This window comes from Nocardioides sp. NBC_00163, assembly GCF_045206295.1.
GTDB lineage: Bacteria > Actinomycetota > Actinomycetes > Propionibacteriales > Nocardioidaceae > Nocardioides.
Genome location: NZ_CP108155.1, coordinates 945,239 through 970,054 on the forward strand (window position 1 = coordinate 945,239; position 24,816 = coordinate 970,054).

21 protein-coding genes are annotated in these 24,816 nt (G+C 65.9%); 13 read left to right on the top strand and 8 right to left on the bottom strand.

The window, feature by feature from the left end; genetic code table 11:
• The first annotated feature begins 113 nt into the window (after nucleotides 1-113).
• Nucleotides 114-3,983: a S8 family serine peptidase gene (locus OG801_RS04585; protein ID WP_406033992.1), complete on the top strand. Its 3,870-nt coding sequence runs from the start codon at nucleotides 114-116 to the stop codon at nucleotides 3,981-3,983.
• A gap of 470 nt (nucleotides 3,984-4,453) precedes the next feature.
• Nucleotides 4,454-5,455 (top strand): LPXTG cell wall anchor domain-containing protein, encoded by a 1,002-nt coding sequence (locus tag OG801_RS04590; RefSeq protein WP_406033994.1) that lies wholly within the window; start codon nucleotides 4,454-4,456, stop codon nucleotides 5,453-5,455.
• A 100-nt stretch (nucleotides 5,456-5,555) separates the two neighbouring features.
• Here OG801_RS04590 and OG801_RS04595 read toward each other — a convergent pair whose 3' ends face one another.
• Together OG801_RS04595 and OG801_RS04600 are read right to left on the bottom strand one after the other, a co-directional pair.
• Complete coding sequence (locus tag OG801_RS04595; RefSeq protein WP_406033996.1) at nucleotides 5,556-7,025, bottom strand: peptide MFS transporter; 1,470 nt, start codon at nucleotides 7,023-7,025, stop codon at nucleotides 5,556-5,558.
• A 70-nt stretch (nucleotides 7,026-7,095) separates the two neighbouring features.
• Nucleotides 7,096-7,791 (bottom strand): SDR family NAD(P)-dependent oxidoreductase, encoded by a 696-nt coding sequence (locus OG801_RS04600; RefSeq protein ID WP_406033997.1) that lies wholly within the window; start codon nucleotides 7,789-7,791, stop codon nucleotides 7,096-7,098.
• A gap of 155 nt (nucleotides 7,792-7,946) precedes the next feature.
• Between OG801_RS04600 and OG801_RS04605 the strand changes: the two genes are divergently transcribed.
• Nucleotides 7,947-8,801, top strand: coding sequence for a helix-turn-helix domain-containing protein (locus OG801_RS04605; RefSeq protein ID WP_406033999.1), 855 nt, complete (start codon nucleotides 7,947-7,949; stop codon nucleotides 8,799-8,801).
• A 6-nt stretch (nucleotides 8,802-8,807) separates the two neighbouring features.
• Here OG801_RS04605 and OG801_RS04610 read toward each other — a convergent pair whose 3' ends face one another.
• Complete coding sequence (locus OG801_RS04610) at nucleotides 8,808-9,191, bottom strand: helix-turn-helix domain-containing protein (protein WP_355020293.1); 384 nt, start codon at nucleotides 9,189-9,191, stop codon at nucleotides 8,808-8,810.
• Between the two features lie 88 nt (nucleotides 9,192-9,279).
• Between OG801_RS04610 and OG801_RS04615 the strand changes: the two genes are divergently transcribed.
• On the top strand, nucleotides 9,280-10,164 hold the full coding sequence (locus OG801_RS04615; protein WP_406034001.1) for an NAD(P)-dependent oxidoreductase: 885 nt from the start codon (nucleotides 9,280-9,282) through the stop codon (nucleotides 10,162-10,164).
• 26 nt (nucleotides 10,165-10,190) lie between these two features.
• Here the strand turns inward: OG801_RS04615 and OG801_RS04620 are convergent, their stop codons facing one another.
• The gene (locus tag OG801_RS04620) at nucleotides 10,191-11,051 is read right to left on the bottom strand and encodes an alpha/beta fold hydrolase (RefSeq protein WP_406034003.1); all 861 of its coding nucleotides are present in this window, start codon (nucleotides 11,049-11,051) and stop codon (nucleotides 10,191-10,193) included.
• A gap of 190 nt (nucleotides 11,052-11,241) precedes the next feature.
• Between OG801_RS04620 and OG801_RS04625 the strand changes: the two genes are divergently transcribed.
• The 4 genes from OG801_RS04625 to OG801_RS04640 all read left to right on the top strand — a co-directional run bounded on the left by OG801_RS04625 (nucleotide 11,242) and on the right by OG801_RS04640 (nucleotide 14,662).
• Nucleotides 11,242-11,880 (top strand): DUF4291 domain-containing protein, encoded by a 639-nt coding sequence (locus OG801_RS04625; protein ID WP_406034005.1) that lies wholly within the window; start codon nucleotides 11,242-11,244, stop codon nucleotides 11,878-11,880.
• Nucleotides 11,877-12,296: a hypothetical protein gene (locus OG801_RS04630; RefSeq protein WP_406034007.1), complete on the top strand. Its 420-nt coding sequence runs from the start codon at nucleotides 11,877-11,879 to the stop codon at nucleotides 12,294-12,296. Before OG801_RS04625 ends, OG801_RS04630 begins: the two co-directional genes overlap by 4 nt.
• 102 nt (nucleotides 12,297-12,398) lie before the next feature.
• On the top strand, nucleotides 12,399-13,544 hold the full coding sequence (locus OG801_RS04635; protein ID WP_406034008.1) for a hypothetical protein: 1,146 nt from the start codon (nucleotides 12,399-12,401) through the stop codon (nucleotides 13,542-13,544).
• Between the two features lie 224 nt (nucleotides 13,545-13,768).
• Nucleotides 13,769-14,662 (top strand): phosphotransferase, encoded by an 894-nt coding sequence (locus OG801_RS04640; protein WP_355020287.1) that lies wholly within the window; start codon nucleotides 13,769-13,771, stop codon nucleotides 14,660-14,662.
• Nucleotides 14,663-14,698: 36 nt separating this feature from the next.
• On the opposite strand, the gene OG801_RS04645 is transcribed toward OG801_RS04640, so the two are convergent.
• Complete coding sequence (locus OG801_RS04645) at nucleotides 14,699-15,553, bottom strand: hypothetical protein (protein ID WP_406034011.1); 855 nt, start codon at nucleotides 15,551-15,553, stop codon at nucleotides 14,699-14,701.
• Between the two features lie 151 nt (nucleotides 15,554-15,704).
• Nucleotides 15,705-16,409 (bottom strand): TetR/AcrR family transcriptional regulator, encoded by a 705-nt coding sequence (locus tag OG801_RS04650; protein WP_406034013.1) that lies wholly within the window; start codon nucleotides 16,407-16,409, stop codon nucleotides 15,705-15,707.
• Between the two features lie 270 nt (nucleotides 16,410-16,679).
• Here OG801_RS04650 and OG801_RS04655 point away from each other — a divergent pair, with 270 nt between their 5' ends.
• The 5 genes from OG801_RS04655 (at nucleotide 16,680) to OG801_RS04675 (ending at nucleotide 22,487) form a co-directional block, all read left to right on the top strand.
• Complete coding sequence (locus OG801_RS04655; RefSeq protein ID WP_406034015.1) at nucleotides 16,680-16,838, top strand: hypothetical protein; 159 nt, start codon at nucleotides 16,680-16,682, stop codon at nucleotides 16,836-16,838.
• Nucleotides 16,839-16,843: 5 nt separating this feature from the next.
• Nucleotides 16,844-17,395, top strand: coding sequence for a DUF6879 family protein (locus tag OG801_RS04660; protein ID WP_406034017.1), 552 nt, complete (start codon nucleotides 16,844-16,846; stop codon nucleotides 17,393-17,395).
• A 48-nt stretch (nucleotides 17,396-17,443) separates the two neighbouring features.
• Nucleotides 17,444-18,319: a helix-turn-helix domain-containing protein gene (locus OG801_RS04665; protein ID WP_406034018.1), complete on the top strand. Its 876-nt coding sequence runs from the start codon at nucleotides 17,444-17,446 to the stop codon at nucleotides 18,317-18,319.
• A 996-nt stretch (nucleotides 18,320-19,315) separates the two neighbouring features.
• Entirely contained in the window at nucleotides 19,316-20,254 is a 939-nt protein-coding gene (locus OG801_RS04670) for a DUF262 domain-containing protein (protein WP_406034020.1), read from the top strand.
• Between the two features lie 676 nt (nucleotides 20,255-20,930).
• The gene (locus OG801_RS04675; protein ID WP_406034022.1) at nucleotides 20,931-22,487 is read left to right on the top strand and encodes a hypothetical protein; all 1,557 of its coding nucleotides are present in this window, start codon (nucleotides 20,931-20,933) and stop codon (nucleotides 22,485-22,487) included.
• Nucleotides 22,488-22,617: 130 nt separating this feature from the next.
• Here the strand turns inward: OG801_RS04675 and OG801_RS04680 are convergent, their stop codons facing one another.
• The gene (locus OG801_RS04680) at nucleotides 22,618-23,772 is read right to left on the bottom strand and encodes an XRE family transcriptional regulator (RefSeq protein ID WP_406034024.1); all 1,155 of its coding nucleotides are present in this window, start codon (nucleotides 23,770-23,772) and stop codon (nucleotides 22,618-22,620) included.
• A complete protein-coding gene (locus OG801_RS04685; RefSeq protein WP_406034025.1) occupies nucleotides 23,762-24,364 on the bottom strand; it encodes a hypothetical protein in 603 nt (200 codons plus the stop codon). Before OG801_RS04685 ends, OG801_RS04680 begins: the two co-directional genes overlap by 11 nt.
• Nucleotides 24,365-24,816 lie beyond the last annotated feature (452 nt).

The following is a 24,816-nucleotide window of genomic DNA, read 5'->3' on the forward strand; positions in this document are numbered from 1 at the left end:
GCTGTTCTAGGCAATCCTCAGTGTAGGTGACGGATGTGTCCGTACCGTTTCCGCCCATAGCCTCCGTCAAACCCCTTCCACGTGCCGTGGAAGCAGGACGCGAGGAGCAGATGATGCAGCGCAAACCCCCGATCCGACGGTGGGCCCGTCGCTCGCTGGCGATGGCCGCCGCGACGGTCCTCGTCACGACGATGGCGCCGGATGCACGAGCCGACGAGCCGGCCGAGACCGCCGACAGCACCGGACCCACCAGCGGCGCGCTCAGCCGTGGCGCCGGTGGCGTCGAGGTCACGAAGGCGGCCGACATCGCCGCGGCCAAGGCGAAGGCCGACAAGCGCGGGACGTACATCGTCCAGATGGCGCTCGACCCGGTCGCCACCTATGACGGCGACGTCAAGGGCCTCTCGGCGACGCGACCGGGCAAGGGCGCCAAGGTCGACCCGGACTCGAGCGCGTCGGTCGACTACGCCGACCACCTGCGCGGGCGGCACCGGTCCGCCCTGGCCAAGGTCAAGGGCGGCGAGCCGACCCAGCAGTACGTCTACTCCTTCGACGGCTTCACCGCCGAGCTCACTGGGGCCCAGGCCGCCAAGCTCGCCGCGCAGCCCGACGTCGTGGCCATCCACGAGGACACCAAGGTCGAGTCCGACGCCTCCTCGACGGCCAGCTTCCTCGGTCTCGACGCCCGCAACGGCCTCTGGGACAAGCTCGGCGGACCCGAAGGTGGCAAGCACTCGCGTGGCGCGGGTGAGGACGTCGTCATCGGCGTGATCGACAGCGGGATCTGGCCGGAGTCGAAGAGCTTCTCGGACCGCAACAAGGCGGGCAAGAAGGTCTACATCGGCAAGCCGAGGGGCTTCCGAGGCACCTGCGCATCGGCCGAGACCGTCGGCGACGACTCCTGGGACGCCAACCTGTGCAACAGCAAGCTGGTCACGGCTCGCTACTTCAACGAGGGCTGGGGAGGCGACGCGGGCATCGACGAGCAGCTTCCCTGGGAGTTCAGCTCGCCGCGCGACTACAACGGTCACGGCACCCACACCGCCTCGACCTCCGGCGGCAACCACGGTGTCGACGTCACCGGCCCCGCGGCATCGTTCGGTGAGATCACCGGCATCGCACCCCGGGCGCGGATCGCGTCGTACAAGGCCCTGTGGTCCGCCGAGGACGGCAGCACCGCGAACGGCTACACCTCCGACATGGTCGCCGCCATCGACCAGGCCGTGGCCGATGGCGTGGACGTCATCAACTACTCGGTCTCCGGTTCCAGCACCGACTTCCTCGAGCCGACCGAGGTCGCGTTCCTCAACGCGGCCGCGGCCGGGATCTTCGTGTCGGCCTCGGCCGGCAACTCCGGCCCGACGGAATCCACCGTCGCGCACCCGGGACCGTGGCTGACCACCGTCGCCGCGGGCACCCACGACCGCACCACCACCGGAGCGGTCACGCTGGGCGACGGCAGCAGCTACACCGGGGCCTCGGTCGCCACCAAGAGCGTCGGTCCGGCGCCGCTCATCGCCGGCGCCGCGGCCCGGCTGCCGGGAGTGTCGATCGCCGCGGGCTCACGCTGCCACCCGGCGAGCGACAACAACGGCAAGCCGGCGCTCGACCCGGCCAAGGTGGCCGGCAAGATCGTCCTGTGCCAGCGCGGCGGTGACATCGCGCGCGTCAACTCCAGCCGCGCGGTCGCCGAAGCAGGCGGGGTCGGAATGATCTTCGTCAACGCCTACGAGAACTCGCTCAACTCCGACTTCCACTCGGTCCCCACGGTGCACCTGGCCGATACCGAATGGAGTGCGGTGAACGCGTACGCCGCCACATCTGGCGCCACCGCGACGATCGAGGCCGCCACCATCCAGCGTGGTGGAGACGCGCCCTACACCGCGGAGTTCTCCTCCCGCGGTCCGCTAGTGGCCGGCAACGGCGACCTCCTCAAGCCGGACGTGATCGCGCCCGGGCAGGACATCCTGGCCGCGGTCGCTCCCCCGGGACAGGCCGGCATGGACTTCAACCTGATGAGCGGCACCTCCATGTCCGCACCACACGTCGCCGGCCTGGCGGCGTTGCTGCAGGACCTGCACCCCTCCTGGTCGCCGATGGCGATCAAGTCCGCGCTGATGACCACCGGATCCGACGTACGCGACGGTGAGGCCACGGACCCCAAGGTGATCTTCAAGCAGGGCGCGGGACACGTTCAGCCCAACTCCGCCGCCGATCCCGGTCTCGTCTACGACAGCGGCACGAACGACTGGCTGGCCTTCCTGTGCGGATCCACCAGCGGCGTACTCGACAGCACCTGTGACGGCCTCGAGGCTTCCGGCCGCTCCCTCGACCCGAGCGACCTGAACACGCCGTCCATCGGGATCGGGCTGCTCGACGAGGCCGAGACCGTGACCCGCACCGTCACCAACGTGGGGCGCAAGAAGGCGACCTACAAGGCATCGGTGACCGGGCTCGAAGGTGTCGATGTCGCGATCGAGCCGAGCACCCTCACGATCGAGCCGGGCGAGAGCGCGACCTTCACCGCGACCTTCACCCTCGAGGATGCCGCCCTGTTCCGCTACCTCGGCGGCCAGCTGTCCTGGACCGATGGATCACACACCGTCCGCTCCCCCATCGTGCTGCGCGCCAAGCGCCCGGGCGAGGAGGACTGGGCGACCCGGTACGACGGTGCCCGCGGCGCCTTCGGCACGTCCGCCGACGTCGGCAGCGACCTGCTCCTGCACCCCGACGGGACGCGGCTCTACATGAGCGGCCTGAGCTCCCCGCCGGTGCCGGGCACCCTGGTGACCGACTTCCTCACCGCGGCCTACGACCCCGAGTCCGGTGACCCGCTCTGGGAGGTCCAGTGGGACGGCTCGAACGGTGGGTCGGACGAGCCGGGCGGCTTCGGGATGAGCCCTGACGGCGACACGGTCTACGTGGCAGGGACGAGCGGCGGAGACTTCGTCACCATCGCCTACGACGGCGCCACCGGCACCGAGAAGTGGAACACCCGGCTCGACGGCCCCGGCCAGGCCGGGGACACGGTCAACGATCTGGTGGTCAGCCCCGACGGCAAGCGGATCTACGTCACCGGTTACCAGACCGTGAGCGAGGCGCAGCTGGACTACGCCACGGTCGCCTATGACGCCGCCACCGGCGAGCAGCTGTGGACCTCTCGATACGACGACCCGGTGCAGGGCACCGACGACGCCCGCGCCATCGCGGTCAGCGAGGACGGGAGCACGGTCGTCGTCACCGGTCAGAGCCAGGGCGAGGACACCGGTCTCACCGACTGGGGCACCGTGGCCTACGACGCGGCGACCGGCGACCAGCTGTGGGACGTACTGCGCAACGGATCCGAGGGACAGATCGACATCTCCGGCCAGGTGCAGATCGCCGGGGATACCGTGATCGTGTCCGGCGTGGTCAGCAACACGGACCGGCAGGGTGACTGGAGCACGGTCGCCTACGACCTCGCCACCGGCGAGGAGCGATGGTCGGCCGAACACGGCGGGCCCGGCACCGACACGCCACAGGCCAGCACGGTCTCCCCCGACGGCAGCACCGTCCTCGTGACGGGCAACGTCGAGGGCGACACCGGCATGGACTACGCCACCGTCGCGTACGACGTCACGACCGGCGACGAGGTCTGGGCTGCGGACCACGACGGCACTGCCCACGGAACCGACGTCCCCTGGGACGTGACGATCTCCGAGGACGGCACCCACGCGGTCGTCACCGGCGAGACGACGGACTCGGAGACGAAGAACGACTACACCACCATCGCCTACGACATGGCCGACGGCGAGCAGGTGTGGTCGGCGAGCTACGACGCGACGGCCGCACCGGACGGCGCGAACGGCGTGGCGATCGACCGCGGGCCCGACGGCAAGCGACGCGTGTACGTCACCGGGGTGAGCACCGCCTCGTTCGACCCCGCCGGCGTCGACAGCAACCTCGACGCGACCACGGTGGCCTACTTCGACCCGTTCGAGTAGGCCTCGGAGCGACAACGGGCCGGCCGCCGGATGATCTCGATCGTCCGGCGGCCGGCCCGTTTTCCGGCTGGCACCTGGAGTCGGCGCACGACCCGCAGGAGAATCCTCCCGATGCGGGCGAGCGGGCCGCCCGGCGTCCCATCGGCAAGGGCGAATACCGCCCGTCCTGGCCCCATTCCGGGTCGGGCAACGCAGGGTCGAAGGTCCCGTCTACCCCAATATGGGGTAGGTGAAGAGAATTCCCTCAACCCGCTGAGACAGCGCCGGGAGACCCTCCTCTCACAGGCCTCGCCGGGGCGGCCCAACGCGCCGCACTTGCTCCTCGGTTTCAAGAGGTCCACACGATCCACCTGAGATCGGCCCAGGCCGACCGCGACAGGCATCTCTGTCCGCCCGCCCGGTCTCGGGTACCTCAGCCCTGCCTGCTCACCACAGGCACGGACCGCAACGACCCGTGAAGGAACCAACCCATGAACATGCACAACTCCACCAAGATCGGCCTCGCGGCTGTAGCCGTTGCCGGAGTCGCCTCGGTCGTGGCAGCCCCTGGGGCTCAGGCCGCGCAGGACTGCAAGACGACCACCGTGACCTCTCAGGTCAAGGTCGCTGACGCGAAGAAGACCACCAAGACCACGCCTGCGGTCACGCACGTGGAGCACACCGACGCAGTGACTCGCACTGTCGTGGACAAGGAGGCGTACGACGAGAAGGTCGAGCACCCGGCCGAGACCCACACGGTCGAGCACCCGGCCGAGACGCACGTCGTCCACCACGAGGCGGTCACCCACGAGGAGACGGTCATCGACCAGGAAGCAGTGCAGAGCGTCTGGGCGAACTTCCAGCCCAACGACCACCGTGCGCCCTTCGTCGGCCCTCCGTCTTACCCGACGGACCCGCGCGGTTCGTGGATCAACCACGGCGACGTCCCTCCCGGGCACGCTGGATCTGACGGCGTGTACTCCAAGGGCAACCCGGACATCGGCGGCAACTGGTTCTACCGCCAGGCTGCTGTGGACGAGGTGTCGCACGTGATCGTCGTCGTGGACGAGGAGGCGTACGACGAGACGGTCGTGGACAAGGAGGCCTGGACCGAGACCGTAGTGGACAAGGAGGCCTGGACTGAGACGGTCCACCACGAGGCGGTCACCCGCACGGTGGAGGACAGCCCGGCATCGGACGTCACCGTGGTGGACTCGCCTGCCTCTTCGGTCACGGTCGTCATCCCGGCTGTCTACGAGACCAAGACCAACAAGTCGGAGAAGTGCGCGGCGGTCGTCAAGGACGCCAGCACCAAGGCCGACTCCGCCAGTACCAAGGCCGACTCCGAGGTCCCGAGCCGGATCGATGCGGGTCTGGCTGGGAACCTGCCGAACACGGGCGGTCCGAACGGAGTGCTCCTCGCCGTCGGCGGGCTGCTCGCCGGCATCGGGGGCATCGGGGCCTTCCTCACCCGTCGCCGGAAGAACGCCTGACCCACACACTCCCAGGGGCGTCGGAGGCGGGTGGCCGCTGTTCCGGGCGAACGAATTTTCGTTCGCCCGGAACACCCTTCGGACGCCTACGTGGAAGAGATCAGTGCACGCCGGCCATCAGCCGGCGGATGGGCCGGTTGCCGATGAGCAGGAGGACGCCGACGACGACCGAGGCGAGGCCGACCCACCAGAAGAAGCCGCTGTCGTCGTTGACGTCGTAGAACTCGGCGAGCCGGCCGGACATGGCGGTGCCGAGGGCGACGGAGAGGAAGAACAGCGCCATCATCTGGGTGCGGAAGCGCTCGGGGGCGAGCTTGGTGGCCAGCGAGAGACCGACCGGGGAGAGCAGCAGCTCGGCGAGGGTGAAGAGCAGCAGGATGAACGCGAGGCCGATCAGCGGCACCGTGTGCTCACCGCTCGGCATCAGCAGGAAGACCCAGAAGGCGATGCCCATCAGGATCGTGCCGATCGCGAACTTCACGGGCGTCGACGGCTGACGGGAGCCGAGCTTGGTCCACAGAGCGGCGAAGACCCCGGAGAGCAGGATGATGAAGACTGGGTTGATCGAGTTGACCCACGAGACCGGCATCTCCCAGCCGAAGATGTCGCGGTCCAGGCGCTGGTCGGAGTAGACCACCATCACGGTGAACTGCTGCTGGTAGAGCGACCAGAAGACCGCGCTCGCGATGAAAAGGGGCACCATCGCCCACACCCGGCTCCGCTCGATGGCGGTGACCTGGCGGCTGAGCAGGATGACGGCGAAGAGCGCGACCGCGGCGACCGCGCTGATGCCGATCACGATGTTGGCCAGTCGAGGCGCGGTGATGACACCGGTCACGCAGAGCACCACGATCGCCGCCACGGCGGCGACGGCGATGGCGATCCAGCGGCCACGCTCGGAGGCGGGAAGCGGGTTGGGGACGACGCGGCTCTCGGCGGGAAGCCGGCTGCGGCCGAGGGCGTACTGCACCAGACCGAAGATCATGCCGATCGCGGCCAGCGCGAAGCCGACGTGGAAGCCCCACTGCTTCTGCAGCAGCCCGGTCAGCAGCGGACCGACCAGGGCGCCCAGGTTGATGCCCAGGTAGAAGAGGGAGAAGCCGGCGTCGCGGCGCTCGTCATCGGCGGCGTACAGGGTGCCGACCAGGGACGAGGCGTTCGCCTTCACCCCGCCCGAGCCGAGCGCGATCAGCACCAGCCCGACCCCGACCCCGGCGATCCCCGGGATCAGGGCGAGACCGAGGTGGCCGAAGACGACCAGCCAGGCGGAGTAGAAGAGCGTACGCTCCGCGCCGATCAGGCGGTCGGCGATCCAGGCCGCGATGATCGTCGACAGGTAGACCGCACCGCCGTACGCACCGACGATCCCGAGCGCGACCGTCTCACTGATCCCGAGGCCGCCCTCGGCCGCAGAGTAGTAGAGGTAGATCGCCAGGATGCCCTGCATGCCGTAGAAGCTGAACCGCTCCCACAACTCGACGCCGAACAGGTTGGCCAGTACGCGTGGCTGGCCCAGGAAAGACCGGTCGCCGGGATCGCTCGCGACGGTCTCACTTTTAGCTTGACTCATTACTTCAGGTTCACAAGTCTCCGCTTCCCCGCCCAAATCGCGAACGGCCGATAACCGCCGGATGTGACCACTACCACGCGAGCTGCCCGTCCTTGTCCTGGAACGTCCCGGTGGGGCCGTCGAGACCCAGGGTGGCGAGGCGTACGACGGTCCTGGCGCTCTCCGCGGGCGACTTGGCGATGTCCTCGATGCCGAAGCCGGCGGTCATGTCGGTGGCCGTGGGACCGGGCTCGACGGCGTTGAACCTGATGTCGGGGTTCGCCTTGGCGTACTGGACGGTCAGCATGGTCGCGGCGGCCTTGGAGGCGGCGTACAGCGGCAGGAACATCCCGTGCTCGACCCGGTCGGGGGTGGTGTTGGCCCAGAACGAGCCCATGCTGCTGGACACGTTGACCACCCGCGGGTTCTCCGAGCGGCGCAGCAGCGGCAGGGCGGCCTCGGTGACCCGGACGATCCCGACCGCGTTGATGTCGAAGACCCGCAGTGCGGTCGGACCGTCGAGCGGGTCAGCGACGAGGACACCGGCGTTGTTCACGAGTACGTCGAGGCGACCCTCGGCCGCCTCGATCGTGGCCAGTGCTGCGCTGACCGAGGCGTCGTCGGTGACATCGAGCTGTACGAAGCGCGCACCGATATCGGCGGCGGCCTTCTCCCCTCGCTCGGCGTCTCGTGCGCCGAGGTAGACGTCGTAGCCGGCGTCGGTGAGCTGGCGGGCGGTCTCGAATCCGATGCCCTTGTTGGCGCCGGTGATGAGTGCGACGGTCATTCCCGTTGTTCCTTTCGTAGGACGGCCCGATCGGGCCGTCTTCGACGTTAGGCACGCTGGTGACCACCGCCCAGAGTCCTGGTCAGACCGGGTCCTGACAGGACCCCCGCTACCTGTTCGGGGCCGACCTAGGCTGGAGACATGAGGCTGCAGAGATGAGCGAGGTGACGAACCCGCTGGGCGCGTTCCTGCAGGCCAGGCGGGCGCTGGTGACGCCGGAGGCCGCGGGCATCCCGGCCGCGGGCGTACGTCGCGTCCCCGGGCTGCGTCGCGAGGAGGTCGCGATGCTGGCCGGTATCAGCGCGGACTACTACCTGCGCCTGGAGCGCGGCCGCGACCGCAACCCGTCGGCGCAGGTGCTCGGGTCGATCGCGCGGGTGCTTCAGCTGGACGACGACCACACCGCCCACATGATGTCGTTGGTTGCGGAGGCTCCCCGCCGCCGGCGTCGGCGCCGGCGCAAGGAGACCGTCCCGCCCGGAGCGCTGAAGCTGCTCGACTCGATGGTGCAGCCCGCGTTCATCGAGGGGCGCTACTTCGACATCCTGGCGGCCAACGCTCTTGCTCGTGCGCTCTCGCCGCGGCTCGCCGCCGGCGGCAACCAGCTGAGGGACCAGTTCCTCGACCCGGACCAGCAGTCGTTCCACCCGGAGTGGGAGTCGATGACGGAGTGCTTCGTCGGCAACCTGCGCCAGTCGGTGGGCACCGACATCGACGACCCTCGGTTCATCGAGCTCATCGGCGAGCTCTCCCTGGCCAGCCCACGGTTTCGGCAGCTGTGGGGACGCCATGACGTACGCGCTCAGACCGGCGCCCCGATCAAGATGCTCCACCCCCAGGTCGGCGAGCTCACCCTCAACCGGGAGCGGCTGGCGATCAGCGGCACCGACGACCTGATGCTCGTCGTCTACCACCCCGACGCCGGTTCATCGGACGCGGACAAGCTGGCTCTGCTGGCGTCCGCGGGACTGCCTACGCGATCCGTCGAGTCGGAGGCTCGATCGGCCTGACGCCGACTACGACGGTCGGGGCAGCAGGCCGGCGTCGCGATGCTCGACGAGCTCGGTTCGCTCGCGGGCGATGCGATCCATGCCCCAGCGGCCGAGCGGCCCGAGCGCGGTGTTGAGGGTGCGCCCGTGCTCGGTCAGCGAGTACTCCACCCGCGGCGGCACCTCGGCATAGACCTCCCGGTGCACCAGCCCGTCCTGCTCCATCTCACGCAGGTGCTGGGTCAGCATCTTCTCGCTGACCCCGGGCAGGCCGCGGCGCAGCTCGGCGAAGCGGCGTACGCCATAGTTGTCGAGCTCCCACAGGATCAGCCCCTTCCACTTGCCGCTGACCACGTCGAGCGCGGCGTCGATGCCGCAGATGTAGGGACCGTTTCGGGCCGGCTTCGTCACAGAACTGCTCCTCACGAACCTTTTGGTAAGTACCCCAGTAAATAGTGGGTACTCCCGCCATCGTACGTAAAGGCCGAGGATTGTCCTCATGAATCAACCTCTCACCGCCGTCACCGTCATCGGCCTCGGACCCATGGGCCAGGCGATGGTCCACAGCCTGCACGCGGCCGGGCATCCGGTGACCGTATGGAACCGCACCGCTTCGCGAGCCGACGAGGTCGTCGCCGCAGGCGCACAGCTGGCCGACTCGCCGGCGAAGGCCGTCGCCGCGAGCGACCTGGTGATCCTCAGCCTGACCGACTACCAGGCGATGTACGACGTGCTCGGCTCAGCCACCGACGACCTGAAGGGCCGTACTGTCGTCAATCTCAGCTCCGAGTCGCCTGAGGGCACACGTCAGGGCGCGAAGTGGGTCACCGAGCACGGAGCCGACTTCCTGACCGGAGGAGTGATGACTCCCGCCCCGATGGTCGGCACGCCCGATGCGTTCGTATACATCAGCGGCCCCGCCGACGCGCTGTCACCGCACGAGGACGTGCTGGCTCGCATCGGGGCTGTCCGCTACCTGGGTGAGGATCCCGCGCTGGCCCAGCTGATGTACCAGGCGCACCTGGACGTCTTCCTGACCTCCCTCTCCTCGCTGCTCCACGCCGTCGCGCTGCTCGAGTCGGGCGGCATCAAACCGACCGCGGCCATCCCGGAGCTGATGCAGACCCTCGCCGGCATCCCGCCGATGCTGGCTGTCGGCGAGGACTTCGGCGCCCAGCTCGAGGCCGGCGAACACCCCGGTCACCTGAGCACCATCACGATGATGGGCGCCACCGCCGACCACCTCGTCGAGGCCAGCGAGGCAGCCGGCATCGACGTCGACCTCCCCCGCGCCGTCCAGGCCCACTACACCTGGGCCCGCTCCCGCGGCCACGGCGCGGAGAACTGGTCCCGCATCATCGACGCCATCCGGCCGTACGTCTGAGGTGAGCTGTCCCGACCGTGCGGCAGTCAGGAATGAGCCTTGAGCCAGTCGATCACGTCGGCGGTGATCGCATCGCGGTTGGTCTCGTTGAAGATCTCGTGGCGCGCCCCGGGGTAGAGCGTCACCGTCACATCCTTCAATCCGGCCTCGCGATAACGCTCCCCCAGCAGCTCGACCAGGGCGCCGCCTCCGGCAAGCGGGTCGGCGTCGCCCGAGACGACGAGGATCGGCAGATCGGAGCGGATCCCCCCGATGGCTGTCGGGTCGGCCAGACGCTCGGCGCCGGCGAACAGCTGAGGCACGGCGGTGTCGGGAAGATCGAAGCCGGACAACGGGTCTGCGACGTACGCATCGACCTCGGCCTCATCGCGCGAGAGCCACTCATACCCGGTCCGGTGCTCGAACCCGGCGTTGAACGCCTCCAGCCCGACCGGACCCTCGGCGCTCGAGAGCGCACCAGCGAGTACGTCGAGGGCGGTCGAGCCTGACAGCACCACAGCGTCGTACAGGTCGGACCGGTCCATGATCACCGTCTGCGCCGCAAAGGACCCCATCGAGTGCGCAACCAGGAACACCGGGATCCCGGAGAACTCATCGCGCAGCGAGGCACCCATGGCCGCGACGTCGGCCACCAGCGCCTCGAAGTCGAAGTGACCGAGCTGGTCGGCCGAAGCGACGGAACCGCCGTGACCGCGGTGGTCGACCGCCCGCACGACGTACCCAGCCGCGACGAGAGCCCGAGCGAGCCGGTCGTAACGCTGCCCGTGCTCGGCGATGCCGTGGGCGATCTGGACAACGCCCCGCGGCGCGGACAGCTCCTCTCCCCATGTCCGGATCGCGAGCGCGGCGCCGTCGGTTGGCGAGACGAATGTGGCTGTGGTGGGCATGCGGCCTCCTGATGACGGGGTGCTCATGCTGCCATTCCTACGGCGATCCGGCAGGTCATCAGACTCCTAGCGACAGACATGCGTTGCTCCCCCGTGCGAACGACGTCAGGCCTTCGACGAAGTCGAGCCGAGTTCGGCAGCCCATAACCTGTTGTGCGTCGACGCCGCGTACCGCAAGACTCGGGACAGTATGAGTATCCCGAAACACCAGATCAGAGCCACGTACGACGCTGAGACCATCACCGTCTACCAGACCTACTCGCCCGCGATCGCCAACCCGGCCGTCGCCGCCGGCACCTTCGTACCACCGTTCAGCCTCACCAGGATGACGTGGATCAAGCCGTCGTTCCTGTGGATGATGTATCGCTGCGGCTGGGCGACGAAGCCAGGCCAGGAGCGCGTCCTCGCCGTACGCATCACCCGCGCCGGCTTCGAGTCCGCCCTGAGCCAGGCCTGCCTCTCCCACTTCGACCGCGGCCATCACGCAGACCGCGGCGCCTGGCGCGACGCGCTGCGCCGCAGCCCGGTCCGCATCCAGTGGGACCCCGAACGCACCCCGTCGGGCACCTCGCTCCCCCACCGTTCGCTGCAGATCGGCCTCGGACCAGAGGTCGTCCCGGCGTACGTCGACGACTGGATCGTCGGGATCGATGACATCACCGATCGCCTACCCGCCATCCGCTCGGGTGAACAGCCGCGCCCGACCGAGATGCCCTACCCCTTGCCGACCGACGTTGCCGCGCGTATCGGAGCTTCGAGTAGAGCCAGCCAGATCCAGGCGAACAGAACTACCGTCGGGCTCATCAACGTCACCGCGGAGTATCGGTGACCGCTCCAAGACTGCCCGCCGACGTCGCGCGATTTATGCAGGACCTCGACACCGAGAAGGTCTGGCTGACCATCCTCGGCCCTGGCGAGGCTGAGACGTACGACGACGTTGCCCGTGTCACCGGAATCGAGCCGCTCGGGAAGGCATGGGTCGAGATCGGCAGGCGCGAGGCGCGAACGCTCCTCGCCGGGCTCCTCCATCGGAGCCTCGCCTATCGCGCTGAGCTCATGCCGTTCCACCGCGCCGACTGGCTCGCCGGTGAGTTCATCGATGCCTTTGGACCGTACGGCGGACGCTTCGCTACGAACAGCGCCGACCGTGGATGGACACCGGCCACCGACTACGTCATGGACCGCGGCCAAGTGATCATGAACGAGATCGGCTCCGGGATCTTCTGGGTCGCAGACGAAGACTGACAGCTGCTACTCGAGGATGCGCGCTGAGACGTGCGTATGCCATTAGCAACCCGTCGGCCCAACGCGCTCGCCCGCCCACCCGACCCGGCTATCCTCCCGGCCGTGGAAGAAATCTGGCAGTACGCCGACCGCGCCCGAACACAGCTCGGCACCGCGGATACACCGGTGATCTCTTATACCGGACTCTGGCTCCTGCTAGCCCTGGTCGCTCCCGCCGCCGATGCCGACGCCATCACCGAGGCGCTTGGACTGCCGCCTGAGGAGGCTCGCGAGACAGCCGAGAAGCTCATCGCCGAGGCACACCCGACCGTCACCGCGGCGCTCGGCGCGTGGCTTGCCGACTGGGTCGAGCCGACGACGCCGCTGCCCGTGGCCGTCGAGCCGCTGCCGGACCAGGAGACGTTGGACGCCTGGGCAGCGGAGCACACCCGCGGGCTCATCCAGACGATGCCCGTCACGGTCCGTCCCGAGACCATGTTGCTGCTCGCTACCGCTCTGGTCACCACGCCGAAATGGACCGAACCGCTCAGGATCGAGGATGGTCGCCTCGTACTTCAGAAAGGCCTCCAGGCCATCGTCGAGACCTCGGTGGGGCCGGTCGCGGTCGCTCGTCCAGCCAGCCGCAACGGCGTCGACGTCTTCTCGGTCATTGCAGCATCGGATGTGCCTGCCGAGGACGTCTGGGTAGCGGTGGCTGAGGTCGTCGAGCAGTACGCCGCGGGCGAGGTGAGTCAGATGACTCACCCGGAAGACCTCACCGACGGCCATGCTTGGACGGTTAAGCGCGAGCGGCGCGAGTACGTTGCGTACGACGCGCCCGAGCCGAACTCCGTCGTCTTCACCACGCGACTCCCGGCCTGGAACGCTGATGCCTCCCACGAGCTGGACGCTGCACCAGGTGTCGCGTCTGTCGCCGACGGCATCGCGGCCCTATTGCCCGCGCAGGACGGCGGCATCGAAATCAGCTGCGCTCAGAACGCGACCGCCGCCTACAACCAGAACGGATTCAAGGCGGCAGCGGTGACAGCGATGGCGTGGATGGCCGGCTCCGCGATGCCTGAGTACGTCGAGCGCAAGATCCGCCACGTCCAGGTCTCCTTCGACCGACCCCACGCGGTCATCGCGATCGCCCGAGGCGGAGCATGGGAGGGCATACCTCTCTTCGAAGCTTGGGTCACGCCCGAAATGTTCACCACCGCCGTCCCGGACTGGGCACTCGGGATGCCGATCGCCGTGCCCACCACCTGACGGCCTGCTACCTCCTTCAAATCCTTGGAGGAACCTGCACCGAGCGCCGGCCGGTAGACGTCGGTACGCCGCGGACATGGCCAGCGACGGCTACGCTCATCGCGATTGCTCGAGGAATCGACCGTGCTGGCGTCAGCGGCTGGCTCCGTGGGATCGTCCGCGGCGCGAGAACTCGGTCACGCAGCAACAACGCCGCCGGCATCAGATGAACCCGAGAGGCTTCGATGACAGCGAAACCTCCGATCAGCGACGACCTCGAGGTGCTGCATCGGGCTGCATCGCAGGCAGGTTTGGACGCGGCGGACGCCTGCTTGTTGAGGAACGGCACCAACGCCGTCTATCTACTGCCGAACTCGAACGTCGTAGCCCGTCTTGGCCGCTCCGGGACAGCCGAGAACGCCGCGCGCCAGGTCGAGATCGCCTTCTGGCTCTCCGCCAACGGGATCAACGCAAACCTCCCGGTCGACGGACTGGACCTAGTCACTGTCGCCGGGCGACCCGTGAGCTGGTGGATTCCGATCCCGACTCACCGCCACGCGACTCCCGCGGAACTGGGCGCCGAGCTCCGCAAGCTCCACGACCTCCCGGTGCCGTCCACAATTGATTTGCCGAACCTCGACATGGTCGAACATGTCGCCGAGCGCATCAGGTCAGCTCAAGCACTCCCGGCCTCCGACCGCGACTGGCTTCAAGGCCGACTCGCCAAGCTGGACGCAGACCTGGCAGCCACCGAGGTCCTCGAAGCCCGGAATGTCGTGCATGGCGACGCTTGGCAAGGCAACCTGGTCGTGCCCGACGACGGCTCACCGATCCTTCTCGACTTCGACCACGTCTCGATCGGGCACCCGGCCTGGGACCTGATCCCACTCGCCGTCGACCACGAAGACTTCGCCCGGATCGACAACGAGGACTACAGCGCTTTCGTCACCGCCTACGGCGGCTACGACGTACGCGAAGCGCCGTGGTTCCGAGCGCTTGCCGACCTGCAAGAACTGCGTTGGACCGCGTTCACTGCGGTCAAGGCAGCGCACAATGCCGACGCGGCGGCCGAGGTTTCCCACCGCCTTACCTGCCTGCGCGGCGAGGTCCCTCGACCCTGGAGATGGACCGCCTTCTAATCGCGCCAATTCACCTGATGCGGTCAGCTGATGGCCTTACCGACGCTCCTCACCGCCGGTCCGGCTCAGGTGGGTGATGAGGCTTCGCAACCACGGCTCCGCCAACGCGGGCTCATCAGCCATGGCGCGTGCGAGTGATCGTCGCCCCTCTTTGGACCGACCGATCTTCACGACCCCCACCGCCTGGGCCAGGGCGCTTCGAGTCTTCTCGTCACGGTCAGGCCCCTCGATGTCTGCGGTCCAATCCTTCGGCCTGAAAGTGCGGTGCAACTTGGTTTGGTGATCGCCGAAGTAGGACCATGCGTACGCATCGAGCGATACGTTGACTACGGCGCCGGCCGGAAGCTGGCCAGTCCAGGGCACGTGCTGCTGCCAGCGCCACGTCTTTGGGCTGGTCTTCTCACGTGAGGTGACGCCGACGAATCGCACCTTCTTGCGGATCACTGTCCACGGTGCTCGCTCTTCCTCAACCCAGTCACGCATCAGATCGAAGAGTTCAGTGAATGTGCCGCCCTCGTGCACGACATCAACGAATGCCAGCGGACGATCACGCCGCGCGAGGTCATCCGGACTGGCTCCTAGCGAGGCTAGGATCTCGCGCGCCTGCCGAAGCTCGTTCTTGGTCAAACCAGGCGTGCTCCATTTCCCGTTCTTGAGCACTGCCGCTCGCGCGAAGGACAGCGGCAAGCGTGAGACACCTGGCTGGGAGAGGCCATCGAACGCGCCGCTGAGCAGGTCGAACATCGAATCCAGGGACCGCCCGACGAACACGAGTTGTCCACCACCGCTCCTCGCGACCACCTTGCCGGCGCATTCCACGAACTCGTCGATCCACGGCAGAGTCTGCTCTTCGATCCCGTCTAGCAAAGAGCCCAGTTGGGCGGGCGTCACAAGGTCCCACCGAAACGGCGTCGGGGCATCATTTCTCTCCACCGGGCATAGGTTGCCAGCCCGCCCGGTGGCTATCGAGATCACCCGCAATGCTTCAACGCGAAGTCCGTGCTCAGGACGTTAGCTTCGAGGAGCCTCAGCGGTCTGCGAATCACGGCACCGCTCTGTTGATCTGATCCAGGAGCGCTTCCGCGGTCTTCGTGGTCCGCTCGATGCGGACGTTGTCGACGCCACATAAGCGTAGGCACGACGACGCGATCCAGGTGGCGTCGTCCGGGCCTATCCGGTGACCGGCGTTTCGGAGCCCGATCACTTCCTCAACGGTGTGGACCAGCTTCTCCCCCAGCCTCCCTGGTGGGATGGGAGCCAGCGCATTGGCCGTTGTGATCCGCCCTGCCAGACGGGCGTAGGTCGCCGCCAACTCCTCGCGGGCGGTGGTGAACTCGTCGAACCCTTCAACCTGAGCGACGTCTGGGGCGAGGTAGAGCCAGCCGATGTTGTGCGGCACGCTCGCCAGGGTGCGTACGTCCGTGAGGGCCACGAGGTACAGAACGGTGTTCGGATCACCGGTCACTGACTCGATCCGAGCGACGCTGTCCATGGTGGGCCGGATCGTCCGCCCTAGGAGCTCGGTGACGATCTCGCCCTTGCCCGCGAAGTGGTAGTAGAGGCTCGCCTGGCGGATCCCGACAGCTTCGGCGATCTCTCGGGTCGAGGTGGCGGCGTAGCCCTTGCTGGTGAACAGCCGAGCTGCCGCCTCGAGGACCTGCTCGCGCGGAGAGCCTGCGAGCAGAGGGGGCGTGAGGCGTGGGCGGCCGGGTCGAGGGCGCGGGTTGGCGCTGGCTGCGGAACTCATGTTGCTCCGTCCCGAGTGGTTGGAGTGATGGGTCCCGGGGCGACCGGTTGGCTGAACCAGTCGCCGCCCCGGGCGTCATCAGTGAATCATATTATCAATCGAAATGTAAGAAACATGCTTGCGGGATCGATGCCAACAAGAGCATGATTGCTGCCAGCAGGCTGGCTCAGAACAGGCTGAGGCAGCGTGAACACGGAGGCACTCGGCATGGCCCTCACACGTATCGCGGTAGACGAACATTGCGACGACACCAACTGCCCTTCGGTGCACATGACCGATGACCCAGGGATCCTGGTCGTCCAAGGCAACAGACTCGACGCCGCCACCCGTGCCGAGCTCGGCGGAACGCTGCCCGATCATGAGGACGCCGTCTCCATCCCGGCCGACGTGATCCTCCGCGCGGCGTGGATCATCGAAGGCCAGGGCTGACTGGCGTGGGGGCAGACAAGACGCCACCCGACCCGTCGTGGACAGATTCGTTCCAGAATCTGACCAAGTCGTGGTTCCGCCTCGAGACGCTGCAGGTCTACAGCATCGAATCCGAGCGTGACGAGTACGAGGAGTTCCTTCGCACCGGGCAGCTCGATCCGCGTCGCAAGGAGGAATGGCGCGCGCTGGTCGCGCGACACGCGAGCGCAGGCCGATCATTGCGGCGCGTTCACGTCATCGAGGAGCCGCTCACCGACTACCTGCGCTACGAGATCGCCGCGTACGTAGGCAACCACGCCGCGGGTGAGGACATCCGCCTGATCCCAGTCCCTCGCGGTCAATGGCCAGAAGGGTTGCCGCGAGAGACCGACTTCTGGCTCATCGACGACGGGCTGCCCAGTGGCACCGCTTGGGCGATGGACTATGACGAGGGCGGTGGTTTCCACGGAGCCGAGCAGGTCCGGGACCCCGCGACGATCGAGACATTCCGGCGCTGGCGAGACGCTGCGCTCGCGGCCGCAGTGCCGTTGAACGACTATCTTGGTCGCGACGCCTGAGCTGACGGCGCGATGACGACCGAACGATGATCGAGGAGACGATGCGGCGTGGGCGGCCCGACCCGACGAGCACGAGAGGCGCTCGGGGAGGCGCTTCGGACAGCGCGACGCGAGGCGGGACTGACCGGCATTGCACTCGCTGAGCAGCTGAACCAGCCCGGCAGGCCGTGGTCTCAGCCGAAGATCTCCAAGATCGAAGCCGGCCGCCAGGTGCCCACCACCGGGGAGGTCCGCGCTTGGGCCGCAGCCGTCGGCGCCGACGCGGACCGGCTGCTCGCCATCCAGGAGCGCGCATCGTGGGAGTACTCGGTCTTCAGAGACGCCTTCCAAGATGAAGACGGCGCGGCCGCGTTGCAGCGGGCGGCTGCGGCAGCTGAGAACGCCGCGACAACGATCTTCACCTACCACCCCACCAGCGTGCCTGGGCTGTGCCAGACCGCCGACTACGCCACCGCGCTGCTCAAGCTGATCGGCGGCCCGGTCGAGCACGGCGCGAGCGACGACGACGTGGCCAGAATGATCGCCACCCGAATGCGTCGTTCTGCGATCCTCTACGAGCCCGGACGCGATGTCACCGTCCTCGTTGCCGAGGCTGCGCTCCACCCGCTCGTTGGCGGCCCAACGGTCATGCGCGCACAGTTGGAGCACCTAGCCGGGCTGGCCACCAATGCCCGGGCGACCGTTGGGATCATCCCGCTCGATCAGTACCCCGTACTCCTCGGACACGGCTGGGTCCAGCGCGACCGGGTGGTCACCATCGAGACCCAGGCCGGCAGCCTGGAGATCGCGGATCCGACCGAGGTCTCCCAGTACGAACGGTGGGCCGAAGCACTCGCATCGGTCGCACTCACCGGCGAGGCCGCCGCGAGCCGCTGTCTAGCACTCGCGCAAGCCATCCCCCAGCCCAACGGCACCCGCGCCTGAACTACACCGCCCTCATCCCCAACATAGGGGACGTGCGGCACCAGTACGGGACAAGGTAAACAAGCCGCCGATGTGCTGAGCGCGTGACTTTCTTGGAGGAACCTGCGCCGAGCGCCGGACAGGAAAGGTTGTACGCCGCCGATGTCGCTGAACACGGCTACGTCTGGGACCTCACCCGGGTGTGGGCACATCAGCCGGAGGCGAAGGAACAACTCATGGCGCTGTTCGCGTCCACGGCCGATGCAGCGGGGCTAACACCGCGCGACAAGGCCGTGCTCGTGATCGCCCAGGCAGCGGCAATCGGCGACTCTTACTGTGCCATCGCATGGGGCAAGCGCCTGTCCGACTGGGCAGGCCCGCAGACAGCGGTCGCCGCACTCGCCGCCGACGACGAGCCGTTCAGCGAGCGGGAACAGGCACTGGCCGACTGGGCACGCACCGTCGCCCGGTCCCCCGGTACAGCAGTCCGCAAGACATCCAGCGTCTACGCGACGCAGGGTTTAAGATCTCCAGATCGTTGCCCTGACCGTCTTCGCTGCCCTACACACCGCCTTCTCCAGCATCAACAGCATGCTCGGCGCCCGCCCAAACATCGCCATCGCGGAGACTCTCGAGCCGGCGTACGCTCGGCCATCATCTGGGACGGACGCCCGGGTGATCCAAACTGCCGCACGCTTACGCGAGCTGGACGATTCGATCCGTCCAATAGGACGCAGGCGCCTGTGGGCTCAACCCGTCCGGATCTACCGATGGCCGGGTGATGTGCCATAGAGGATGCACTGCCGACGAGGAGCGTGCTCCGAAGCGCCATCCCGATTGGTGACTTAGCCCTAGGATCGACCCCGAGCCAAACCAAGGAGAGACATGGTTGCCGCAAACATCACGCGAACGAACTTTCGCGTTGCAGACTTCCTGTCGTGGCAAAGGGGAGGAGAACTGCAGCTAAGCCCGGCCTTTCAGCGCCGATCTGTCTGGAATCCCAGCCAGAAGTCCTTCTTGCTCGACACGGTCGTCCGAGGCCTGCCGATCCCAATTGTCTTCATCCGAGACTCTATCAACCTCGAGACCCGGACCAGCATCAAGGAGATGGTAGACGGCCAACAGCGGATCCGTTCCCTCCTCTCGTTCGTCGATCCAACCTGCTTGCCCGACTATGAATCCACCCGCGACGCATTCACTATCCGGGCGGTCCACAATGCCCCGTTGGCCGGCAAAGCGTTCGACCAATTAGCCCCGTCTGTCCAGCGGGACATTCTGGGATACGAAATGAGTACACACATTCTCCCACTGGAATTCGAAGACCGCGACGTGCTTCAGGTTTTTGCAAGGATGAACTCCACCGGCTTAAAACTCACTCCGCAGGAGTTGCGAAACGCCCAATACGCTGGCGACTTTAAGACCGTGGCATATGAGTTGGCGACAGAGCAACTCGACCGCTGGAGAGAATGGGGCGTCTTTACAGAGGACCAAATCTCCCGAATGAAGGAGGTCGAGGTCGTCAGCGATCTTCTAATGAATATTGTTCGTGGCCTAACCGGAAAAACCCAAACAAGGATCGAAAAATTCTACGCCGACCACGACGCAGAATGGGCTGAAAGTGGGCGTGTGGCAAGCCGGTTCCAACACACGATGGAGACAATCAGCAAGGTTCTGGGATCAGAGTTTAGGTCCACCGCATGGCGGAGCGAGGTAAACTTCTTCACGCTCTTCTGCGTTGTCTACGACATCGAATGGGGTCTCGGCGCCAAACTCGCCAAAGCATCCCCAAACAGGCTTCCACCCGGCGCTGGGTCAAAACTACTCGACATCGGAGTAAAGCTCCGCGAGGGCAACGTGCCGAAGAAAGTACTTGACGCTATGCAGCGCGCGTCTGCCGACCTTGGACGGCGGCGAACTCGATTTGAGTACGTGAAGAATGAACTCCAAGCCAGCTAGCGAGGTTGCGGATGCCTGTTCTCGCCGCGCGAGGTACCTCTCACACTACGCCCGGAGGATGGTGGCGCGCTGCAATAATGACGCCGATAAAAATCAGGTATTCGCCGGGGCATATGTCTCCTACCTAACCTTCTTCGAGGCTCAATTAGAAGCACTGTTCGTGGGCTTAATCACAGGATCGCACTCTCATCCAAACCCAGCAATCAAGGCGACTCTTCCGATGCCAAATCGGAGAATCGCAAAATCGATGATAACAGGCGGAAGGAACTACGTTGATTGGTTGCCATATAACGCGCACACAATGAAGCGGGCGCCGGTCTTTCTGGTCGAGGGAAAGCCCTTCACTGACCTCAGCACTGTTCGACGGTCGACACTCGACAACGCGTCAGTCCTTAGAAACGCCCTCGCCCATCAAAGTGATCACGCTCTTAGAAGATTCGAAGTTGAATTCGTGAGAGGAAGGATCCTCCCGGTTTCACAACGGAGGCCTCCGGGATATCTGCGCGGCGCGCACTCTCTGGGACGAAATCGACTGGAGGTACAACTCTCGGAACTAGTCGCGATCATGGGGGAACTCACCATCTAACGAGATAACGAGAGGCAGGCACAGAGAGCGCTTTGTCGCACGTCGCTCCCACCGTATGGAGAGTCCGCGCATGAACTCCTATCCTGAAGTATGGCTACCCATCCTCCTACCAGTACCGTCATCACCCTGCCTCAGTGGATCTGGGGTGGCGCACCCGCCCGATTCCTCGAAGTGGCACGGCTTCATGTGATCAGCGATCCGTCGCTAGCCGCAGATGAGTATCGCGTAAAGACACTTGAGCGCGGCACCGGCAAGCGCCCTGGCCTCGTCACGGTCCGCCAACTAGCCGGCCCACCTCTCAGCGGGACCGACTACGGGTCACTCGGCAGTGCAGAGACCGAGGGCTCGGAGGCTCAGGTAGATGTCGCGCGTCGGCGCAAGACGCATCTGCGACTCGAAAGAGCCGAACGATTCGCTGACAAAAGCGGTGCCGCCGGGTTCGTGGCGCCCGGATTATCGCTGCACCAACTTCAGACCACGGTGTCCGCCCCTGGAGCATTGGCTGAGACTGTCCGCCTGATCGTTGATGACATCAGTTCTGTCGAGTTTTCCGATGGAGAACGCGCCTTTCCCAATACGGGTGCATTCTACATTCGACGAGATCCAGCCCTTGTGCATCGAGCGACGATCCCGCCGATCCTGGTGCGGGTCGCGCACGACGATAGGCTCCAACGGGCCGATCTCAATGAGATCAAGGCCGCAAATAGGCGCGGGGAAGCCATCTTTGCGGCATCGAGCAAGCTGAGTGACGGGATGGCGTTGCTCGACGGATTCTTGGCGCCTCTGCTCGGCGCGCTGACGCCGTACGTGTGGGCATTCTCGGCGACGCGCCGGTCTGGGACCATTGTCTATACGCTCGGCGAAGCGATTTCTGGCACGGCAGGTGATGCGGTCGAACCGCTGCACCTCTTACCGTCGCAAGGCGCATTGGCCGCAGCGCCCCGACCTGCCTTGTCGGCCCGAGCCGCTAGTGCAGCTGTCCTGTGGTGGACCCGTCGCCTCGACAAGACGTTGAGCGTGGTCTCGGACCCAACGGTCTTTTCCAGCTCATCCGGCCGATACCTCCCGAACAATCATCAGCACGCCATCCTCAGCTTCGAGCAACTCTTCCGGAGGGTAGGCGCGATTCAGCGATCACATCGAGACGACGACGCCCGCCGAGTCCTGCTGTTTACTGTGCTCGACACGCTCGAACGTCTCACCGATCGCCGACTCACCGACATGTGCATGCTTGCTTTCGCCCAGCGGACGCTTGACCGAGTTCGAGGAGACATTCCGGCTGACGCAGCAGAGGTGCTGCTCCCGGCGGCCGAGCGAGCCGTGCTCGCCCTGGGGAAAGTACAAGACGGCTTCTATCTCCGCCGCCAGACAGGTGCCTCCACTATCGACTTCGTCCTGACGGACGGGACACCCGAGCGTTACACCCCCGAGGAAGCAGCGGCCGAGTACATTCGCGTTCTAAGGAATGCCACTCACGGCCATGGATCAAATCGCAACGACGCCGTCCCTCGTACCGACGCACTCCTAGCGCATCATGATGGCTCACTTGACCACGATCTGCCGCTGCTCGGGTACCTCTATCTGCTGGATCTGGTCTCGAAGCCAGCCCTATTGCGCCGCGTCCTGTCCACCTCCGTCAAAGACTGAACGCTGTCGAGGGCGTGACGGGCATGGCCTCCGCGTCCGCTCGTGTGACCGTCGAGTCTGAGCGACCAGAGTCACGCCGTCCACAGAAAGCAAGTCCCGATGTCCTGCAGAGGGGCTTTACACAGCCTCGTCAGCGGCGCAGCCCGTGCCCGCTGTTTCTCCGTGACCGGTGTTCAGCCAGGTCGATCACCTCCGCACGCGTGCCAACGTCGTCCTCGAGAGCCGCCCATCGACGGATCCAAGCGGCGGCGGTGCCGACTTCAGATGCCGCAGCTGCTGCCGGATTCTGACCGTAACTCTTGTGTAGGCCCTGCTTAAGAAGGATAGGAGTCTCGTTGGCCACTTCAACGGGCTCATCGCGCGACCAGCCAGAGCTGGAACGCTGGATGTACAGGCTCTTCGCTCGGTGAGCGTCCAACAGCCCTAGTTCTTCTCCTCGTTTGACGATCATGTCGACGCGTACGCCGAACTCGGACTTGATACGAAGATATCCATGCAGGTTGAGAGTCGGGCTGATCTGCTCCTTCATATCTGACGCCGGGAGGAGCATCGCTCGAGCGAATCGGTCGGCGCGCTTCTCGACGATGTCGCGCCTCCTCATGACGGGTGCCGTGATGCCTCGGTCCATTAGGATGTGGCCAAGCTCGTGCATGACAGTGAACCGCTTTTCGGCTCCTTCGAGCGCCGTTACGACGGCGACCAGCGGGCGCGACGCAGAAGCATGTGGCATGGATATTCCGACATGGTCTTGGCGCGCTCGTTCCATCACGATCTCGTCTAACGCGTCTACTACGCCGATGCCGTACCTCTCTAGGCATCGGATGGAATTGAGGACTGGCCCCGACGAGCCTAGGCCCATGCAGGCACGCATGATCGCTGCGAGCCCATCGATGTCATCCGGGTCGAAGTCATTCTCGTCAGGGAACTCAGCCGTTCGATAGGCAGTACCTTCAGACACCGTCCGGAATACACGTGACGCTTCCTTGTGAAACCGTGAGATGCGCTTCTCGTCCGCCACCGTTGCGTTGGCGTTCTTCTTGAACGTCTGGACCGCTTCGTCCAGGTGCATAGGAACCACGCTGAAGAAGGTGCGCGGAAGGTCAAAATGGGACGCCGCGCGAAGCATAAGGTCCTCGGGGAATGGCTTGTAGCCCCTCTCGACCTTCGACAGGAATGACGTTCCCACCTCCAGGATCTCTGATAGATCAAGGAGTCGGAGCCCGAAGAGTTCACGCAGTGCGACCAACCGCTCGCCGTTGCCCTGGGCGTGAAGGTCAGTTGGCATCGATCTCACCGGTCGCATCAATCTGGTACGAGTACAAGTCGTCGTTGTCGTCCTCCCCAGCGAAGCGCCTGTGGGTGAACACAGTGGTGGGAGATGTGATTTCGAAAGAGAGATCCGTTGGTACCACCTGGCCGAACGCCCCTGGCGCCGTGGTGTGCACGGCCCGCAACGTGAACGCGTCGTGCAGGACTCGACCATTCCCGTCCTTGCGGTAATCCCACAACAGCAGCATGTCGATCGGCTTGCCCTCAGGCCAGACTGGTTGCTCTACCTCGAAACTGAGGGCCTCCTGGACAGACCTAGCATCGCTGTATAAGAGGCGGTCCGGTCTTGTGCGGTTCGCCGGCGGGACGCCACCCGGATGAACCCGTCGATTCTCTTTCATTACTTTCATCCGGACGCCGTGCTCAGGGATCACGAGGTGGGTTTGGCCGTGCAGGCGCGTGTTCCCGTCGATCGACCACAGACCGAGGTCTTGCCTTGCGCAATAGTCTCGGAGGTCCGCCTTGATAGTGAGCGAGTACAGGTACCCGTGGTCCGCTCGCCCGATACCCCCGAGGCGGGTGCTCACTTTGACGAAGGCCTCCGCCATCCCGGGATGAAGCACTGGCGCCAACGCCTGAACTTGAGTTTCGAGTAAGTCCTGCAAAGTGAGGGTCAACGTCCCGCCCTTCGATCAACGGAGGGACAAAATGTCCCCCTCAAGTAAGGAGGCTACACGAAACCGTCCCTACGATGACCTTGACGCGCGGGGTGGGTCTCACTGGCGGGGCGCGCGCTCAACGAGGGTCGTGGCATTGGAGCCAAGTGCGGCAGCGCTGCCAAAGACATTGCGGTGGCGCCGCAGACTATCGAGGAGCGGCGCGAAGTGACCAACTAGGAGGCGGGCTCATGCATTCTGCGGGTAGCGACCCAACGGATCGCGGCTGATCCGCCCTCTCTGCCGCGATCCGCCCTTCCGCGAGGCAACACATTTCGCGGCCCAGGACGCGCTCATGCTGATGAGCGAGCGCTTTGCCCCACCGCCGTGGTCGCACGCGCCCG

Bases quoted from the DNA above. Each gene is read 5' to 3' on its own strand.
- OG801_RS04585 (WP_406033992.1), top strand. From the start codon at position 114: ATGCAGCGCAAACCCCCGATCCGACGGTGGGCCCGTCGCTCGCTGGCG.
- OG801_RS04590 (WP_406033994.1), top strand. From the start codon at position 4,454: ATGAACATGCACAACTCCACCAAGATCGGCCTCGCGGCTGTAGCCGTT.
- OG801_RS04595 (WP_406033996.1), bottom strand. From the start codon at position 7,025: ATGAGTCAAGCTAAAAGTGAGACCGTCGCGAGCGATCCCGGCGACCGG.
- OG801_RS04600 (WP_406033997.1), bottom strand. From the start codon at position 7,791: ATGACCGTCGCACTCATCACCGGCGCCAACAAGGGCATCGGATTCGAG.
- OG801_RS04605 (WP_406033999.1), top strand. From the start codon at position 7,947: ATGAGCGAGGTGACGAACCCGCTGGGCGCGTTCCTGCAGGCCAGGCGG.
- OG801_RS04615 (WP_406034001.1), top strand. From the start codon at position 9,280: ATGAATCAACCTCTCACCGCCGTCACCGTCATCGGCCTCGGACCCATG.
- OG801_RS04620 (WP_406034003.1), bottom strand. From the start codon at position 11,051: ATGCCCACCACAGCCACATTCGTCTCGCCAACCGACGGCGCCGCGCTC.
- OG801_RS04625 (WP_406034005.1), top strand. From the start codon at position 11,242: ATGAGTATCCCGAAACACCAGATCAGAGCCACGTACGACGCTGAGACC.
- OG801_RS04640 (WP_355020287.1), top strand. From the start codon at position 13,769: ATGACAGCGAAACCTCCGATCAGCGACGACCTCGAGGTGCTGCATCGG.
- OG801_RS04650 (WP_406034013.1), bottom strand. From the start codon at position 16,409: ATGAGTTCCGCAGCCAGCGCCAACCCGCGCCCTCGACCCGGCCGCCCA.
- OG801_RS04655 (WP_406034015.1), top strand. From the start codon at position 16,680: ATGACCGATGACCCAGGGATCCTGGTCGTCCAAGGCAACAGACTCGAC.
- OG801_RS04675 (WP_406034022.1), top strand. From the start codon at position 20,931: ATGGCTACCCATCCTCCTACCAGTACCGTCATCACCCTGCCTCAGTGG.
- OG801_RS04680 (WP_406034024.1), bottom strand. From the start codon at position 23,772: ATGCCAACTGACCTTCACGCCCAGGGCAACGGCGAGCGGTTGGTCGCA.
- OG801_RS04685 (WP_406034025.1), bottom strand. From the start codon at position 24,364: ATGGCGGAGGCCTTCGTCAAAGTGAGCACCCGCCTCGGGGGTATCGGG.